The 14,978-nt window shown below is 72.3% G+C and carries 15 protein-coding genes; 5 read left to right on the plus strand and 10 right to left on the minus strand.

Annotated features, from left to right (window positions below):
* The coding region (locus VGN18_RS14905) for a hypothetical protein (RefSeq protein ID WP_327540495.1) at window positions 1-191 on the plus strand (191 nt) is incomplete at its 5' end.
* Here the strand turns inward: VGN18_RS14905 and VGN18_RS14910 are convergent.
* Together VGN18_RS14910 and VGN18_RS14915 are read right to left on the minus strand one after the other, a co-directional pair.
* Complete coding sequence (locus tag VGN18_RS14910) at window positions 170-1,732, minus strand: hypothetical protein (RefSeq protein WP_327540496.1); 1,563 nt, start codon at window positions 1,730-1,732, stop codon at window positions 170-172. The genes VGN18_RS14905 and VGN18_RS14910 overlap by 22 nt on opposite strands.
* A gap of 157 nt (window positions 1,733-1,889) precedes the next feature.
* Window positions 1,890-2,228, minus strand: coding sequence for a hypothetical protein (locus VGN18_RS14915; RefSeq protein WP_327540497.1), 339 nt, complete (start codon window positions 2,226-2,228; stop codon window positions 1,890-1,892).
* A gap of 31 nt (window positions 2,229-2,259) precedes the next feature.
* Between VGN18_RS14915 and VGN18_RS14920 the strand changes: the two genes are divergently transcribed.
* Together VGN18_RS14920 and VGN18_RS14925 are read left to right on the plus strand one after the other, a co-directional pair.
* On the plus strand, window positions 2,260-2,502 hold the full coding sequence (locus VGN18_RS14920) for a hypothetical protein (protein ID WP_327540498.1): 243 nt from the start codon (window positions 2,260-2,262) through the stop codon (window positions 2,500-2,502).
* Window positions 2,499-5,591, plus strand: coding sequence for an FG-GAP-like repeat-containing protein (locus VGN18_RS14925; protein ID WP_327540499.1), 3,093 nt, complete (start codon window positions 2,499-2,501; stop codon window positions 5,589-5,591). Before VGN18_RS14920 ends, VGN18_RS14925 begins: the two co-directional genes overlap by 4 nt.
* A gap of 4 nt (window positions 5,592-5,595) precedes the next feature.
* On the opposite strand, the gene VGN18_RS14930 is transcribed toward VGN18_RS14925, so the two are convergent.
* From VGN18_RS14930 to VGN18_RS14940, 3 genes are all read right to left on the minus strand, one after another.
* Window positions 5,596-6,441, minus strand: coding sequence for an ABC transporter ATP-binding protein (locus VGN18_RS14930; protein ID WP_349259931.1), 846 nt, complete (start codon window positions 6,439-6,441; stop codon window positions 5,596-5,598).
* A 7-nt stretch (window positions 6,442-6,448) separates the two neighbouring features.
* Entirely contained in the window at window positions 6,449-7,333 is an 885-nt protein-coding gene (locus VGN18_RS14935; RefSeq protein WP_327540525.1) for an ABC transporter permease, read from the minus strand.
* 95 nt (window positions 7,334-7,428) lie between these two features.
* Window positions 7,429-9,078: a DNA repair helicase XPB gene (locus tag VGN18_RS14940; protein ID WP_327540501.1), complete on the minus strand. Its 1,650-nt coding sequence runs from the start codon at window positions 9,076-9,078 to the stop codon at window positions 7,429-7,431.
* Between the two features lie 102 nt (window positions 9,079-9,180).
* Between VGN18_RS14940 and VGN18_RS14945 the strand changes: the two genes are divergently transcribed.
* Window positions 9,181-9,867, plus strand: a complete 687-nt coding sequence (locus VGN18_RS14945) for a VOC family protein (protein ID WP_327540502.1) — start codon at window positions 9,181-9,183, stop codon at window positions 9,865-9,867.
* A 6-nt stretch (window positions 9,868-9,873) separates the two neighbouring features.
* Here the strand turns inward: VGN18_RS14945 and VGN18_RS14950 are convergent, their stop codons facing one another.
* From VGN18_RS14950 to VGN18_RS14960, 3 genes are all read right to left on the minus strand, one after another.
* Complete coding sequence (locus tag VGN18_RS14950) at window positions 9,874-10,038, minus strand: SGNH hydrolase domain-containing protein (RefSeq protein WP_327540503.1); 165 nt, start codon at window positions 10,036-10,038, stop codon at window positions 9,874-9,876.
* 125 nt (window positions 10,039-10,163) lie between these two features.
* Entirely contained in the window at window positions 10,164-12,605 is a 2,442-nt protein-coding gene (locus tag VGN18_RS14955) for a helicase-associated domain-containing protein (RefSeq protein WP_327540504.1), read from the minus strand.
* Between the two features lie 11 nt (window positions 12,606-12,616).
* Window positions 12,617-12,817: a hypothetical protein gene (locus VGN18_RS14960; protein ID WP_327540505.1), complete on the minus strand. Its 201-nt coding sequence runs from the start codon at window positions 12,815-12,817 to the stop codon at window positions 12,617-12,619.
* A gap of 225 nt (window positions 12,818-13,042) precedes the next feature.
* On the opposite strand from VGN18_RS14960, the gene VGN18_RS21120 reads away from it, so the two are divergent.
* Window positions 13,043-13,426 (plus strand): cold shock domain-containing protein, encoded by a 384-nt coding sequence (locus VGN18_RS21120; RefSeq protein ID WP_349259930.1) that lies wholly within the window; start codon window positions 13,043-13,045, stop codon window positions 13,424-13,426.
* A gap of 121 nt (window positions 13,427-13,547) precedes the next feature.
* On the opposite strand, the gene VGN18_RS14970 is transcribed toward VGN18_RS21120, so the two are convergent.
* Window positions 13,548-14,351 (minus strand): 1,4-dihydroxy-6-naphthoate synthase, encoded by an 804-nt coding sequence (locus VGN18_RS14970; protein ID WP_327540506.1) that lies wholly within the window; start codon window positions 14,349-14,351, stop codon window positions 13,548-13,550.
* Window positions 14,348-14,977, minus strand: a complete 630-nt coding sequence (mqnB, locus tag VGN18_RS14975; protein ID WP_327540507.1) for a futalosine hydrolase — start codon at window positions 14,975-14,977, stop codon at window positions 14,348-14,350. Before mqnB ends, VGN18_RS14970 begins: the two co-directional genes overlap by 4 nt.
* Window position 14,978: the final 1 nt, after the last annotated feature.

The following is a 14,978-nucleotide window of genomic DNA, read 5'->3' on the forward strand; positions in this document are numbered from 1 at the left end:
TGGAGCAGGTGGTCGGGATCGTGGCGGCCGGTTGTGTGCCCGGGGCGGAGTACCAGGCACGTATCGATGCCACGTTCACCCAGCGCGACGGGCGTTGCTGCGAACGCACCACCCACGCCATCGAGGACATGCTGCCGCGGCGGACCACCCTACGGGCGACCTGGCGGCGTCAGCTGCGGCGCGTCCGGTAGATGGCGTAGCCGTCGATCCGGACGATCAGGCCGTCGCGCTTGATCGCGGCCTGGCTGCTCCGGCTGATGCGGATCGCCCCCGGTTGCCGCACGAACAGCACCGCATCGCCCGAGCGCAGGTAGCGGACGATGTCGGTCTGCCAGCGCGCGTAGGAGCTCGTCTTGCGCGGATTGCCGACCGGCCGGTCGACGTCGTACAGCTTGCCGGTGACGTCGACCCACAGCTCGCAGCCGAGGTGCAGGTCGCGCGTCAGGGTGTTCGTCTGGATCAGGCCCATCGGTGAGTCGCTCTGGACGCAATGAGTGCCGGCGAGCGCCGCGGTGAGCTGCCGGCGCGGAAAGGCATTGATGAGCTGGGGGGAGAGGCCGCCCGGCAGCAGCGCCACCGCCGTCACGGCGACCACGACCGGCACCGCGCGGCGGGCCAGGAGGCGTCGCTGCGCCGCCCGGGGGTCCGGTAGCGCGTAGGGGTCCGGCGCGCGCTCCGGCGCGGCGGCAACGCCGGCGGCCACCGTCAGCGACAGCGCGATGGTGAGTAAGTCGGCGTAGAAGGTGAACCAGGACGGCTGGAGGCCGATCTGGATGAGCTGTGCGGCAAGCAGGATGATGGCCACCCGAGCCGGACGATGACGCCACCCGCGCACGACGAGCGTGAGCAGGACCACCGCCGCCACGGCGACGGCGATCAGGGCTATCCCCTGAGGCGCCGTCGGCCCGGCACTGCCGATGGCGAGGTAGCTCAGGACGCGCAGGTTGTGCGTGTTGTTCGCCGTGCGGCCCAGCTGGTCGGAGACGATCATCCTGGTCATCGTCGAGCGGGCCGCGATCAGGAACGGCCCGTCGATGAGCGCCACCGCCACCACGCCGCCGAGCGCGGCCACGAGGACGGTGCGGAGCCGGCGCCCGGCCACGAGGAGCCAGCCGAACACAATGAGGATCGGGACGGCCCACCACAGTTTGACGCTGATCGCGCCGCCCAGGGCGGCTCCGCCCAGCAGCGGCAGGAGCCACCGGTGGCGGAAATCGGCCGGGCCCTCGGGGGACGACTGGTGGGCTGCGAGCAGGGCCAGGCCACCGAGCAGGATCAGCAGGTTGCCGAGCGGCTCGAGCCGCGGCAGATACTCGGCCGCGATGGAGCCGAACCAGAGCGCGTACACCAGGCCGCCGGCCAGGGCACCCATCCGGTCGAGGCCGAGTCGCGTGGCGACCCGCACCACGAGCACGGCGTTGATCCCGCCCACGACGGTGGCGGCCAGCACGGCCGCGCTGAACCCGATGTGATCGGACGTGAGGCGGCCGAGGGCCGCGAACGGCGTGTCGGCCAGCAGGATGCCCGGAGGGTGCAGCATCACGAAGTCGCGGTAAGGCAGCCGGCCGTGCAACAGGGCCGATGAGCCGGCGTAGTACACGCTGGCGTCGTAGCCGTAGTTCCCGTCGAAGCCGCCGAATCGCATGATCGGGATGAGCCGGGCTATCACCGCGACGACGAAGACGACGATTTCCAGGGGGATCCGCTTCGCCAGCAGGCGGCCTCGGGTCATTGAAAGCACGGTAAAGAAGTCCCCTCCGGTGTACGGCCGACGATCAGCGAACCCTCAGCGGTACCGATCCTGGCGAATCGGCACGATTCACGCGAGGGCTCCTCTTGCGACGAGATGGACCCTACAATTCCCATGCGTCACATCCGTCACGCAGGCATCACCCGCTGCTCACCGCGAGGAGCCCCTTGCTCATCGGTCGCCGCCCCCCCTGCGCCCGTCTCGCCCGGTCGTGCGTCGCCGTCCCGTTGGCCGCGCTCGCTCTCGGCGCCTGCTCGAACTCCACCGCCGGCAAGCCGAGCGTGGCGTCCTCGTCCGCCCACCCGACCGCGAGCGCGACGCCGGCGTCGTCCCCGCCGGGCCGCGCCTCGGTTCCGTCGCCGAGTGACTCGGCGTCCGGCCCGCCGGCGAGCAGCTCGGCCCCGGCGTCGAACTCGACCCCTGCCTCGTCGGCCCCGGCCACGACGGCGCCGCCGAAGCGCGCGACCGTCGTCGTCACGTACTCCGGCTACGACCGGGGCAGCCACACCGTGTCGGCCGCGGCCTTCGTGCCGAGCGTGCTCGTGCCCGCCGCCGGCTGCACCCTGGTGCTCACCCGCGACGGGGTGACCGAACGGGTCTCGAAGCAGGCCGCGCCGGCGGCGAACTCGATGCAGTGCGGCACGATCCTGCAGGGCGGACTCGCCGCCGGTACCTGGACCGGCACGGTCGAGTTCCACTCCGTCACCGTGCGGGGGACGTCCGCCCCGTTCACCGTCCAGGTCCCGGCATGAGGACAGCCGGCGCGCTGGTCCTGGCGGCCGCCGTCGCGATCGGTCTGGCCGTCGGCCTCGGGTCGGCGCCGCCGGCGGGAGCGCTGCAGGGCTCGCAGTTCAAGGCCGGCAACATCATCAGCGACGCCGATTTCTACAACGCGGGCACGCTGAGCACGAGCGACGTCCAGCGCCTGTTCGCGCTGCGCTACGGTGGCTGCGCCGCGGGCTACGTCTGCCTGCGCGACTACGCCACCCCGACCACGTCGAGGGCGGCCGAGACCGGGCTGTGCGCCGCCTACACCGGTCGGACGAGGGAGACGGCCGCCGCGATCGTCGTGAACGTCGCGCAGGCCTGCGGGGTGAACCCCGAGGTGCTGGTCGTCCTGCTGCAGAAGGAATCCGGACTCGTCACGACCTCGCGGCCGGACTACAGGTCGCCGATGGGGTTCGGCTGCCCCGACACGACCGGCTGCGCCGCGAAGTACTTCGGCTACTTCAACCAGGTCTATCTCGCCGCGCGGCAGTTCCGGCTCTTCCGCCTGCAGCCGAACAACTACACCTACGTGGCCGGACGCAGCAGCTACGTGCTCTACAACCCGAACACGAGGTGCGGCGGCAGCCAGGTGTACATCCAGAACCAGGCCACGGCCGGGCTGTACAACTACACGCCCTACCAGCCGAACGCGGCGGCGCTCACGTCGCTCTACGGCACCGGCAACAGCTGCAGCACCTACGGCAATCGCAACTTCTGGGTCTACTACAACACGTGGTTCGCCGCGCCGGCCGCGCCGTACGACGCCGGCGGCCTCGTCGCGACCGATCCCGGTGGCACGCTCACCTACTACCGCAACACGACGAACCCGGCCGCGCCCTACACCGACAGCGAGCCGATCGGTTCGGGCTGGCAGAGCTACAACCGGGTCGTGTCGGGCGACGTCGACGGTGACGGGCGGGCCGATCTCGTGGCCACTCGGCCTGACGGCACCCTGTGGCTGTTCCGCAACACCGGCAGCGCGTTGCCGTACGGGGCCGGCACCCTGATCGGGTCGGGGTGGGGCGGGTTCGACCGGATCATGCTCGCCGACGTCGACGGTGACGGCCGGGCCGATCTGGTCACGACCCGGCCCGACGGCACGCTGTGGCTGTGGCGCAGTGACGGCAGCGCCCACCCGTACAGCACCTCGACCCAGATCGGGTCGAGCGGGTGGCAGCGCCTGCCGCGCATCATCGCGACCGACGTCGACGGCGACGGCCGGGCCGATCTGGTCGTCGTGCACGCCGACGGCACGCTGTGGCTCTACGGCAACACCGGCAACCCGGCCCGCCCCTACGCGAGCTCGACCCAGATCGCCGGGTCGGGCTGGGGCGCGTTGCCGACGATCGTCGCCACCGACGTGGACCTCGACGGTCGGGCCGACCTCGTCGCGACCCACAGCGACGGCTCGCTCTGGCTCTACCGCGACAGCGGCAACCCCGCCCGCCCGTTCCTGCCGGCGACCGAGATCGGGCGGAACGGCTGGACGGCGTTCGCCACCCTGCTACCGACGACGGTCATGGTGCCGCGCCATCCGGTGTCGGCCGACCTCTACGCGGTTCACCCCGACGGGTCGCTGTGGTCGCAGCCCGACCTGAACCCGCCGAACCCGTACCCGACGGCGACCCGGATCGCTGCCGGCGGCTGGTCCGGCTACGACCGGACGCTGCTCGCCGGGGTGACCGGCGACGGCCGGGCCGACCTGCTCACGACCACGCCGACCGGCACCCTCTCGCTCCAGCGCAACAACGGTTCCGCTTCCACGCCGTTCACGTCGCCCGTGCGGATCGGCACGGGTTGGAACGCCTACGACCGGATCCTGCCGACCGGGGTCACCGGCGTGGGGCGCGCCGATCTGATCGCGACCAAGCCCGACGGAACGCTGTGGTATTTCGCCAACAGCGGATCGAACACCGCTCCGTACCCCACGGGCCGGCTCGTCGGGCCGGGCGGCTGGGCCGTCTTCGACCGGCTGGTCGCCGCCGACGTCACCGGCGACGGACGCCTCGACCTCCTGGCGACCAAGGAGGACGGCTCGCTCTGGCTGGCCGCCGGCACCGGGGTGGCCACGAGCCCGTTCGGCAACCCCGTGCGGGTCGGCACGAGCGGCTGGAACGGGTTCGACCGGCTGTCCGCCTCGGCCGGCCCGACCGGCGTCGCGAACGCACCGGCCGACCTCATCGCCCGCCGCACCGACGGCTCCGTCTGGTACTACGCGAACACCGGTGTGCCGGGGCGCCCCTTCGTGAGCGGACGCCCGGTCGGCCGGGCCTGGAACGGGTACGACCAGTTGAGCACCGGCGACGTGACCGGGCACCGGCGATCCGATGTCGTCGCCACCCGGCCCGACGGCTCCCTCTGGTTGCTCGCCTCGGCCGGGACCGACCCGTTCGGGGCCGGAGTGCGGGTCGGGGCCAGCGGATGGGCGGCGTTCAGCCAGGTCTTCGCCGGCGACGTGAACGGCGACGGACGGGCCGACCTGCTCGCGACCACGCCCGCCGGCGCGTTGCTCGAGTACCTCGACGCGGGGACGCCCGGGCACCCCTTCAGCGCGGGCACGACGATCGGGGCGGTCGGCTGGCAGGGCTTCGACCGGCTGGTCGCGGGCGACCTCACCGGCGACGGCCGCGCCGACATCGTCGGCCGCAAGCCGGACGGTTCGCTGTGGCTCTACCCGAACACCGGATCGGCCACGCACCCGTACGGGCCGTCGGTGCCGATCGGTACCTCGGGGTGGAACGCCTTCGACCAGTTGCTGATCGCGGACTTCACCGGCGACGGCCTGGCCGACGTCCTGGCCCGTCGCGGTGACGGCACGATGGTGCTCTACCCCAACCAGCACCGGCCGGGGTCCCCGCTCGGCAGCGGCACGCCGGTCGGTGGCAGTTGGGCGTCGTTCAACCGGCTGATCGGCTCCGACGTCGGCCGCACCGGGCGCGCCGACGTCGTGGCGATGAAACCCGACGGCACGCTGTGGCTCGCGCGCGACACCGGTGATCCGACGCAGCCGCTCCTGGGAGCGGTGCAGGTCCTACCGGGCGGCTGGAACGGCGCGACGCTGATCGCCGGGTGAGCGGTCAGATGGAGGACGACTCGTCGGTGTAGCGGATCTTCCCGCTCGCCTCGGCCGCGGCCAGCCGCTCGGCCAGTGCCTCCGGGTCGTGCCGGGCCTCGTAGGCGTCGACGACGGCCTCGGCCTCGCCGTCGAGCACGATCTCGCCCTTCTCGAGCCAGATCGCGCGGTCGCAGGTCTCGCGCACCACACCGAGGCCGTGGCTGACCAGGAACACGGTGCCGGCCTCGGCCCGCAGCTCCTTGATGCGCGTCTCGCTGCGGCGGCGGAACTCGGCGTCTCCGGTCGAGAGCGCCTCGTCGATGAGCAGCACGTCGTGCGAGCGCACGGCGGCGATGGCGAAACGCAGGCGGGCGCCCATGCCGGAGGAGTACGTGCTCATCGGCAGCGTGATGAATTCGCCGATGCCGGCGAAGTCGACGATGCTCTGGTAGCTCTCCTTGACCTCGTCCGGAGACATGCCCATGGCCAGGCAGCCGAGCTCGACGTTGCGCTCGCCGGTCATATCGGCCATCAGCGCGGCCGAGACGCCGAGCAGCGACGGCTGGCCCTTGGTGAAGATGGCGCCGCTCTCCGGCGGCATCAGCCCGGCGATCGCGCGCAACAGCGTCGACTTGCCCGAGCCGTTGGGGCCGATCAGGCCGACGGCCTCACCCTCGTGCGCGGTGAACGTGACGCCCCGGACGGCGTGGATCTCGCGCAGCCCCGGGTCCTTCTCGCGGGTGATGATGCGCTTGGCCACGGCGGGTGCGCCGGCCTTGGCGTGCCGGCCGCGGATGCGGTAGACGAGGTGGACGTTGTCGACGATGACCGTCGGCGGGGCCTCGGTCTTGACGGTGCTCGCGAACATGGGGGGCTCAGACACGTCCGTACTGCTCCTCGGCCTTCCAGAAGTAGATGTAGCCGACCACGAGGGACACGATCGCCCAGAACACCGCGAGCGTCCACTGGTACGGCGGGTGTGACGGTGGCTTGGTGAGCAGCGCCTCGCGGACCAGCTGCATGTAGACCGCACCCGGATTGGCTTCGAGAGTCTGCTTCACCCAGTGCGGCCGTCCGTTGGCGACCGTCTGGATCGCGAAGAACACGCCCGATACGTAGAGCCAGGTGCGGAGCACGAACGGCAGCACCTGGGAGGTGTCGGGGATCTTGGCGCCTATTCGGGCCATGATGAAGGCCAGGCCGAGACAGAACACGCTCTGCAGCGCGATGGCCGGTATCAACAGCAGCCAGGACCACCGCAGCGGCTCGCCGCTGAGCAGCACGATCGGCAGCATGATGACCATCGAGAACAGCAGCCGCTGCAGGGCGATGAGAGTCGACGAGATCGGCAGCACCGCGCGGGGGAAGTGCAGCACCCGGGTCAGGGCCAGGTTCGCGTTGATCGCCCGCGCGCCACCGAGCATCGCCGTCTGGATGAACGTGAAGATGAAGATGCCGATGACGAGGAACGCGATGAAGTTGTCGATCTTGCGGCTCGTCTTGAGCAGCAGGCCGAAGATGAGGTAGTAGACGGCGACGTTCAGCAGGGGGGTGAGCAGCTGCCACGCCTGGCCCAGGATGCTGTCGGAGTAGCCGACGGCGTTGTTCGCGGTCGAGAACGTGGTGATGAAGTGCCGGCGCTGCCAGAGCTCGCGGGTGTACGTCACGATCGGCGGACGCGCTCCGGCCCGGCGCATGCCGTACTTCGCCACCAGTTCGGCGACCTCGGGGCGGACCTCGTGCTCCCGCGCGGCGCTCATGTTCGTCACAACGCCTGAGAATAGAGCACCTCGTCGGAAGCGTTCGTTGCGTCGATCAGAGCGACCACAGGATCGACGCCGCCGGGAGAGCGGCGTTACAGCGGGCGGAGCAGGTCGTCGGCATCGACGATCGTGTACGCGTAGCCCTGCTCGGCGAGGAAGCGCTGGCGGTGCGCGGCGTACTCGGCGTCGAGGGTGTCGCGCGAGACGACGGTGTAGAAGTGCGCCTGCCGGCCGTCGGCCTTCGGACGCAGCACGCGACCGAGCCGCTGGGCCTCCTCCTGGCGCGACCCGAACGTCCCCGAGATCTGGACGGCCACGGCCGCCTCGGGCAGGTCGATGGAGAAGTTGGCCACCTTCGACACCACGAGCACGCGCGACTCGCCGCGGCGGAACTCGTCGTAGAGCCGCTCGCGCTCCTTCGTCGTCGTCGAGCCCTGGATGATCGGGGCGCCGTCGAGCTCGGCGGACACGTCGTCGAGCTGGTCGAGGTAGGCGCCGATGACGAGCACCTGGTCGGCCGGGTGCTTGTCGACGATCGTCTTGATGACCTTGAGCTTGGTCCGCGCGGTGGCGGCCAGCTTGTAGCGGTCCTCGGGCTCGGCCGTCGCGTAGGCCATCCGCTCGGCGTCGGTGAGCGTCACCCGCACCTCGGTGCAATCGGCCGGAGCGATCCAGCCCTGGTTCTCGATGTCCTTCCACGGCGCGTCGTAGCGCTTCGGACCGATGAGGGAGAACACGTCGCCCTCGCGGCCGTCCTCACGGATGAGGGTGGCGGTCAGGCCGAGGCGGCGGCGCGACTGCAGGTCGGCGGTGAGCCGGAAGATCGGCGCGGGCAGCAGGTGCACCTCGTCGTAGATGATCAGGCCCCAGTCGCGCGAGTCGAACAGCTCGAGGTGGCGGTACTCGCCCTTCCGGCGCGTCGTCATCACCTGGTACGTGGCGATGGTGACCGGACGGATCTCCTTGCGCTCGCCGCTGTACTCGCCGATCTCGTCCTCGGTCAGCGAGGTGCGGGCGAGCAGCTCGCGGCGCCACTGGCGTCCGGCGACGGTGTTGGTGACGAGGATCAGGGTGGTGGCCTGCGCCTGCGCCATCGCGGCCGCGCCGACCAACGTCTTGCCGGCGCCGCAGGGCAGCACGACGACGCCCGAGCCGCCGGCCCAGAACATCTCGGTGGCCTGCTGCTGGTAGTCGCGCAGCGACCAGTCGGACTGGTCGAGGGTGATCGGGTGCGCCTCGCCGTCGACGTAACCGGCGAGATCCTCGGCCGGCCAACCGACCTTCAGCAGCGCCTGCTTGAGGTGGCCCCGCTCGGACGGGTGCACGACCACGGTGTCGTCCTCGACGCGGGCGCCGAGCATCGGGGCGATCTTCTTCTGGCGCAACACCTCTTCGAGCACAGCTCGATCGCGGCTGACCAGCGCGAGACCGTGCACCGGGTGCTTGACCAGCTGCAGCCGGCCGTAGCGGTCCATGGTGTCGGCGACGTCGACGAGCAGCGCGTGCGGGACGGCGTAGCGCGAGTAGCGCACGAGCGCGTCGACCACCTGCTCGGCGTCGTGCCCGGCGGCGCGGGCGTTCCACAGCCCCAGCGGCGTCAACCGGTAGGTGTGCACGTGCTCGGGCGAGCGCTCGAGCTCGGCGAACGGCGCGATGGCTCCGCGCGCCTCCTTGGCCAGGGGATGGTCGACCTCGAGCAGCAAAGTCTTGTCGGACTGGACGATCAACGGTCCGTCGGTCACGCACTCACTCCTCGCATCGACTTCGTCAGGGCGACTGTCCATTGTCGCAAACATCGGCCCGGCTGTGGGTGTTCCGCTGTCGCGGCTACCTAGGCTGGCGACATGACGCCCCGCGCCCGGTTCACCAAGATCTGCCTCGACGCGGTCGCCCCGGACGAGGTCGGCCGCTTCTGGGCCGCCGCCCTCGACCGCACCTGGCAGCCCGACGGCAACGGCGAGGGCGGCGTCTACGGCGCGGCCCGGCACCCGGTGCTGTGGATCAACCGGGTCGACGCGCCGAAGTCGGTGAAGAACCGGGTGCACCTCGACATCTACGCCGAGGAGCTCGGACACCTCGAGGCGCTCGGCGCGACGGTGCTCGTGCCCGAGGGCGACGACCGGCGTTGGACGATCATGGCCGATCCCGAGGGGGCCGAGTTCTGCGCGTTCCTCCGGCCCGGGCCGCCCGAACCGCGACTGCACGGGCTGGTGGTCGACGCGGTCCACCCGGCGGTCGTGTCCCGGTTCTGGGTCGCCGTGCTCGGCGGCAAGTACGTCGACACGTGTGCCGAGCACACCGAGGTGAGCAACGTCCCCGGCATGGACTTCACCTTCGACTTCGTCGCGGTCGCCGAGCCGCGGACGGTGCCCAACCGGGTGTACTGGGACGTGGAGGCGGCGTCGGTGGAGCCGATCCTGGCCGCCGGGGCCACGTCGTTGCGGGCGCCCGGCGGCGACATCGACTGGCACGTGCTCGCCGACCCCGAGGGCAACGAGTTCTGCGTGATGGTGCGTGACGCCGGCGAGTAGGCGCCGTCAGCTGTAGACGACGTGCATGACCCAGGGCTCCAGGTACGGCGCGATCGACGCGGCGTAGGTCGAGCTCAGGTGCGAGCCGTCGAAGTAGACCGGCACCGACCCGATGGCGGCCGGGCAGACCGTCGTCGTGCAGAAGTACCTGGTCAGGTCACCGACGGTCACCTACCTGAACCGGGGGGCTAATAGGGCATTTCGCGCGTGATCGCGGCCAGTCCGGCACACCCCGGATCGATCATGAACCACTGAAGACGACGCGCCGGGGCGCGCTCCGCGGCCGCCCGGCGCGATCAGTTCTCGGTCTCGGAGGTCTCCGGGTCGCCCTCGGCGTCGTCCAGCACCCGGATCGCGGTGATGCGATGTACCGGGTACGACACCAGCCCCGGGCGGCCCTGCTCGTAGCCGCGCACGGTGCCCGCAGCGAGGGAGATGGGCTGGATCGTGTGGGCCGTCGTCGTGCCGTCGGCCTCGGCGCACCCGAACCAGACCAGCTGGGCCGCGCGCACGGCGCGGCGCAGCAGCTCCATCGTCGCGGCCGACGTGACCCCCGGGATCTGGGCGGCGATGGCCTGCACCCGCGCATCGGCCCCCGTGAGGGCATCGCCCGAGCGCAACCGGCGGACGAGTTCGCCGAGCTGGGCGTCGGTCTCGGCCGCGCCCCGGGTGGTGAACGAGCGCGAGGGTGGCCGCGTGCTCGAGCGGCGCGGTTCGGCCCCGAGCGTCACGAGCACGCCGTCGGCCGACTCCGCCGCCGGGGCGAAACCGGCCTCGCGCAGCACGTCGAGCACCCGGGTGACCGGCGCCTCGGTGATGACGACGGTCGGCGCGATGAGCCGCAGGTCGAGGGAGGCCGTGGCCTTGTGGGTGAGCACGCGGGCGAGCAGCGACTCGTCGTCGCAGCGCAGGTAGGCCGAGGCGGCGCCGGCCCGCAGCACGCCGTGGCGCCGGGCGGCGTCGTCGATGAGGTACTGCAACGCCTGCGGCACCGGGGTCCGGGAGCGGGCGGCGACGAACCCGCCGAGCTGCTCGCCGGTGCGACCCGCGTCGAGCGCGCGTCGCACCGACCGTTCGGTGATGCGGTACACGCTCGCGCCGCCGGTGGATTCGAGATCGGCGATCAGGCCCAGCTCGACGCCCATCGACGGTTCGGGCGGGCCGGGCACGACCACGGTGAGGTCGGGTTGGACGAGGAAGTGGTCGACCGGCGCGGGCAGCGCCCGGTCGAGGGCGGCGGCGGCCGCGCTGGTGGCCGTGCCGGTGCGGCCCGGGCCGGTCGGGGCGGCGAGCAGGGTGCGGGTGTAGCCGGTGAGCCCGCCGGCGGCGGTGATGCCGAGCCGGTCGGCCTCGGCCAGGATCGCCTCGACGACCGCCCGCTGGCCCGACGCGCGGCGCGGCTGCTGCCAGGCCAGCAGGGCCAGCACCTCGTCCCGGTCGGCGGGGGCGCTGCCGGGCGGCAGGGCGGTGAGCAGGTCGAGCACCTGGCGGCGCAGCGCCGGGATGGTGCCGCGCTCGGCGTCCGGCCCGAGGGCGGCGATCACCCGGTCGCGCTCGCCCCGCATGCTGATCAGGCTCGGCTGACGGGTCATGCCGAGCCAGGTGGCGGCCAGCACCGTCCAGCGATCGGCGGTGTCGCGGCGGCGCCATGCGTCGTACTCGGTGCTGGGCAGGAACACCGGTTCCGGACCGTTCGTCGAGTTGACCAGCCCGGCGGCGTAGGCGATCTCGGCGATCAGCGCGGCGACGGTGTCGTCGACCGCGAGCTCCTTGGCCGCCCGCTTCAGCTCACGCACGCCGATGCCGCCCGAGCGCAGCAGCGCCGGCGCGTGCGCCGTCCACAGCTCGGCGAGGGAGTCGACGAGCCGCAGGGCCTCGAGCACGGCGGTCGTGCCGAGCCGGTCCAGGTCGTCGGGCGTGCGGTCGACGAGCCGCACCTCGGGGGCGCTCGCGTCGAGGTCCGAGCGCGGGCCGTGCCGCAGGGCGATGCCGACCTCGCGCGGCAGCTCGACCCGCTGGGTGTCGATCGGCACGAGCAGGCCCCGGTTGATGAGCCGGTGCGGCGCCGACTGGTCGGCCTCGGCCGCGGCGAGCCGGGTGCTGCGCAGGGTGCCCACGGGCGGGCCGGCGGCGAGGCGGGCCAGCACGTCGCGCTCCTCGGCGTCGGCCTGCTCGAGCGTCTCGGCCAGCGTGACCGGGTCGCGCAGGCGACGGGCGAGCTCGATTCCGGCGGCGGGCTGGGCGGTGGGTGGCAGCCCGAGCCGGCGCAGGATCGGGACGAGGGCGTTGTCCGGGACGAGGGGGAACAGCGCCGCGGCCGGTCGCCCCAGGCCGGCCGGGTAGGGCCCCACCGCCTCGCGGACGGTCGGGGTCAGGTGGACGAGGTCGGGGTCGCCCCAGACGAGAACGCGGTCGAACAGCTCCTCGAGCGCGTCGGCGGAGTCGTCGTCCGGAGTGATGTCGATAGAGTCGTCGTCACCGGCGGCAAGGACGAGCCCTTCGAGCACCCGCAGCGTGCGGGCGTCCAGGCCGTCGACGCTGCGCTGGGTCGAGGTGCGGACGGACAGCCGGGCCGCGAGGGCGGCGACGTCGGCCGGGGCCGGCAGCGCGAGGTCCGGGCGCAGCCGAAGCAGCCGGGTGAGCCGGCGGTCGGAGCGCCGGCGCAGCCACTCGACGAGCGACGTGGCGCGACGTGCCGGTTCGGCGCTGTCCGGCACTTCTTCCGGCGTGACGGGCACGGGGCGGGCGCTCAGCGCCCGTCGGCGAGGTGCGGGCGGTTGGCCGGCGTCGGGTGCCGGTAGAACAGCTGCTCGACCGGCACCGGGAACTCGGTGTTGCCGAAGGGCGAGTGCGCCCCGGCGGCGTCGGAGACGAGCTCGGACACGTGGAAGTCGGGGTCCTGGGTGTCCTTGCGGAACTGCTCGGGAAGACGGGGCGCGGTGCCGGCCATGGGGAGCCCTTCGTGCAGGTGTCGGAGGCGATGTTCCAGTGTGCCATGCCGCGCTGCGGCGCTGCCGGGCCCGCCGATCCGCCGGCCGCGCGCCCGGCACGAACCGGACATCCGAAACCATCTGTGAATTGCTGGACCCGGCGCAGTAGCCTAGAAGGTCACGAGGCACCGCGAGCCCGCGGTGCCTCTATGTATGTTGCGACCAGTGCGAACGAGGAGTCCCCGGTGCCTACCGGCAAGGTTAAGTTCTTCAATGCGGAGAAGGGTTTCGGCTTCCTCTCCAACGACGAGGGCGAGGACGTCTTCGTCCACCGCGACGCGCTGCCCGACGGCCTGACCGAGCTGAAGGCCGGCGTGCGCGTCGAGTACGGCGTCGTCTCCGGCCGCAAGGGCAACCAGGCCATGCAGGTGCGCCTGCTCGACCCGGTGCCCTCGGTGGTGCGCAACGTGCGCAAGCCGGCCGACGAGATGGCCCCCCTGGTCGAGGACCTCATCAAGCTGCTCGACAGCACCTCGAACTCGCTGCGCCGCGGGCGTTACCCCGACCGCACCGAGGCCCGCAAGATCGCCGGCCTGCTGCGCGCCTTCGCCGACAACCTGGACGCCTGACGTCCCCCTCCCCCTCTCGTTGAGTGGCGAGAAACGGACGTGAGTGGCGCGTGATTGCGCGCCACTCACGGGTGGAACTCGCCACTCAACCGGGTGGTGGGGGCGAGGGTCGGGCGAGCAATCAGCGCAGGCGCGGGCTGGCGGGGGTGAGACCGGCGGCGAACGCGCGGTCGAGCAGGGCCGATGCCGCGGCGTAACCCTCGTCGCCCAGTTCGCGGGTGAACTCGTTGACGTAGAGCGCGATGTGGCGCTGCTGCACGTCGGGCGCCATCTCGTCGGCGTGCGCGGCGACGTAGGCGGCCGAGGCGGCCGGGTCGGCCCAGGCGTACTCGACCGAGGCGCGCGCCGCCTCGGCGAGCGCCTCGACGTCGAGCGAGCGGCGGGCCAGGATCGCGCCCAGGGGGATGGGCAGCCCGGTGTCGCCCTCCCACCACTCGCCGAGGTCGACGAGCGCGCTGAGCCCGAACGACGGGTAGGTGAAGCGTGCCTCGTGGATCACCAGCCCGGCGTCGAAGGCGCCGTCGCGCACGGCCGGCATGATCGAGGCGAACGGGACGACGTCGATGCGGGCCGGTCGCTGCCCCGCGGCCCAGAGCCGGAACAGCAGGTAGGCCGTAGAGCGCTCGCTCGGCACGGCGACGGTGCGTCCGTCGAGATCGGGCAGCGGCTCACGGGTGAGAACCAGCGGTCCGCAGCCGCGGCCGAGCGCGCCGCCGCTGGGCAGCAGGGCGTAGTCGTCGAGCAGCCAGGGCAGCGCGGCGTAGGAGACCTTGGCGATGTCGAACTCGCCCCGCTCGACCGCGGTGTTGGTGACGTCGATGTCGGCGAAGGTGACATCGACCGGCGGGGCGTCGGGCAGCAGCCCGTGCGCCCAGGCGTGGAAGACGAAGGTGTCGTTCGGGCAGGGCGAGAAGGCCAGCTTCATGACATCGATTCTGCGCCCACGATCGCGGCGACCGCGCGGGCGAGGGCGGCGAGTGCGGCGGGGATCTCCCAGGCTGCGCGGTCGCGCGGCCCGACCGCGTTGCTGATCGCGCGCACCTCGCCGAACGCGACGTCGTGGAGCCGGGCCGCCGCGGCCACGCCGGCGCCCTCCATGCCCTCGGCGACGGCGTCCGGGAAGCGGCCGGCGAGCGCGCTCGCCCGCTCGGCCGAGCCGGTCACGGTCGCCACGGTGAGCACGGTGCCGAGATGCCCGCCGGTGCGGTCGGTGAGCTCGACGGCCAGCCGGGCCGGCACGTCGTAGCGCTCGCCGCCGAACCCGAGTTCGGACACCGGGACGAACCCGCCGTCGGACTCGGCGCCGAGGTCGGCGAAGACGATCGCCGAGGCGACGGCGATGTCGCCGGGGACGAGCGGCGCGAAGCCGCCACCGATGCCGGCGCTCAGGGCGAGGTCGAAGCCGCCGCCCGCGAGAGCCGCCGCGGCGCTCGCGGCCGCCGCGGCCGGACCCACGCCCCCGGCGATCACCGACACGGTGGCCCCGGCCGGCAGGCCGGCCACGACGGCGTCCCGCTCGGCGTCGACCGCGGTGACGACGAGCAGTCTCACG

Origin of the sequence: Jatrophihabitans sp. (genome assembly GCF_036000465.1) — a bacterium.
Classification (GTDB): Bacteria; Actinomycetota; Actinomycetes; order Mycobacteriales; family Jatrophihabitantaceae; genus Jatrophihabitans.

Coding starts and splice junctions, on each gene's coding strand:
- VGN18_RS14910 (WP_327540496.1), bottom strand. CDS start 1,732: ATGACCCGAGGCCGCCTGCTGGCGAAGCGGATCCCCCTGGAAATCGTC.
- VGN18_RS14925 (WP_327540499.1), top strand. CDS start 2,499: ATGAGGACAGCCGGCGCGCTGGTCCTGGCGGCCGCCGTCGCGATCGGT.
- VGN18_RS14930 (WP_349259931.1), bottom strand. CDS start 6,441: ATGTTCGCGAGCACCGTCAAGACCGAGGCCCCGCCGACGGTCATCGTC.
- VGN18_RS14935 (WP_327540525.1), bottom strand. CDS start 7,333: ATGAGCGCCGCGCGGGAGCACGAGGTCCGCCCCGAGGTCGCCGAACTG.
- VGN18_RS14945 (WP_327540502.1), top strand. CDS start 9,181: ATGACGCCCCGCGCCCGGTTCACCAAGATCTGCCTCGACGCGGTCGCC.
- VGN18_RS14960 (WP_327540505.1), bottom strand. CDS start 12,817: ATGGCCGGCACCGCGCCCCGTCTTCCCGAGCAGTTCCGCAAGGACACC.
- VGN18_RS14970 (WP_327540506.1), bottom strand. CDS start 14,351: ATGAAGCTGGCCTTCTCGCCCTGCCCGAACGACACCTTCGTCTTCCAC.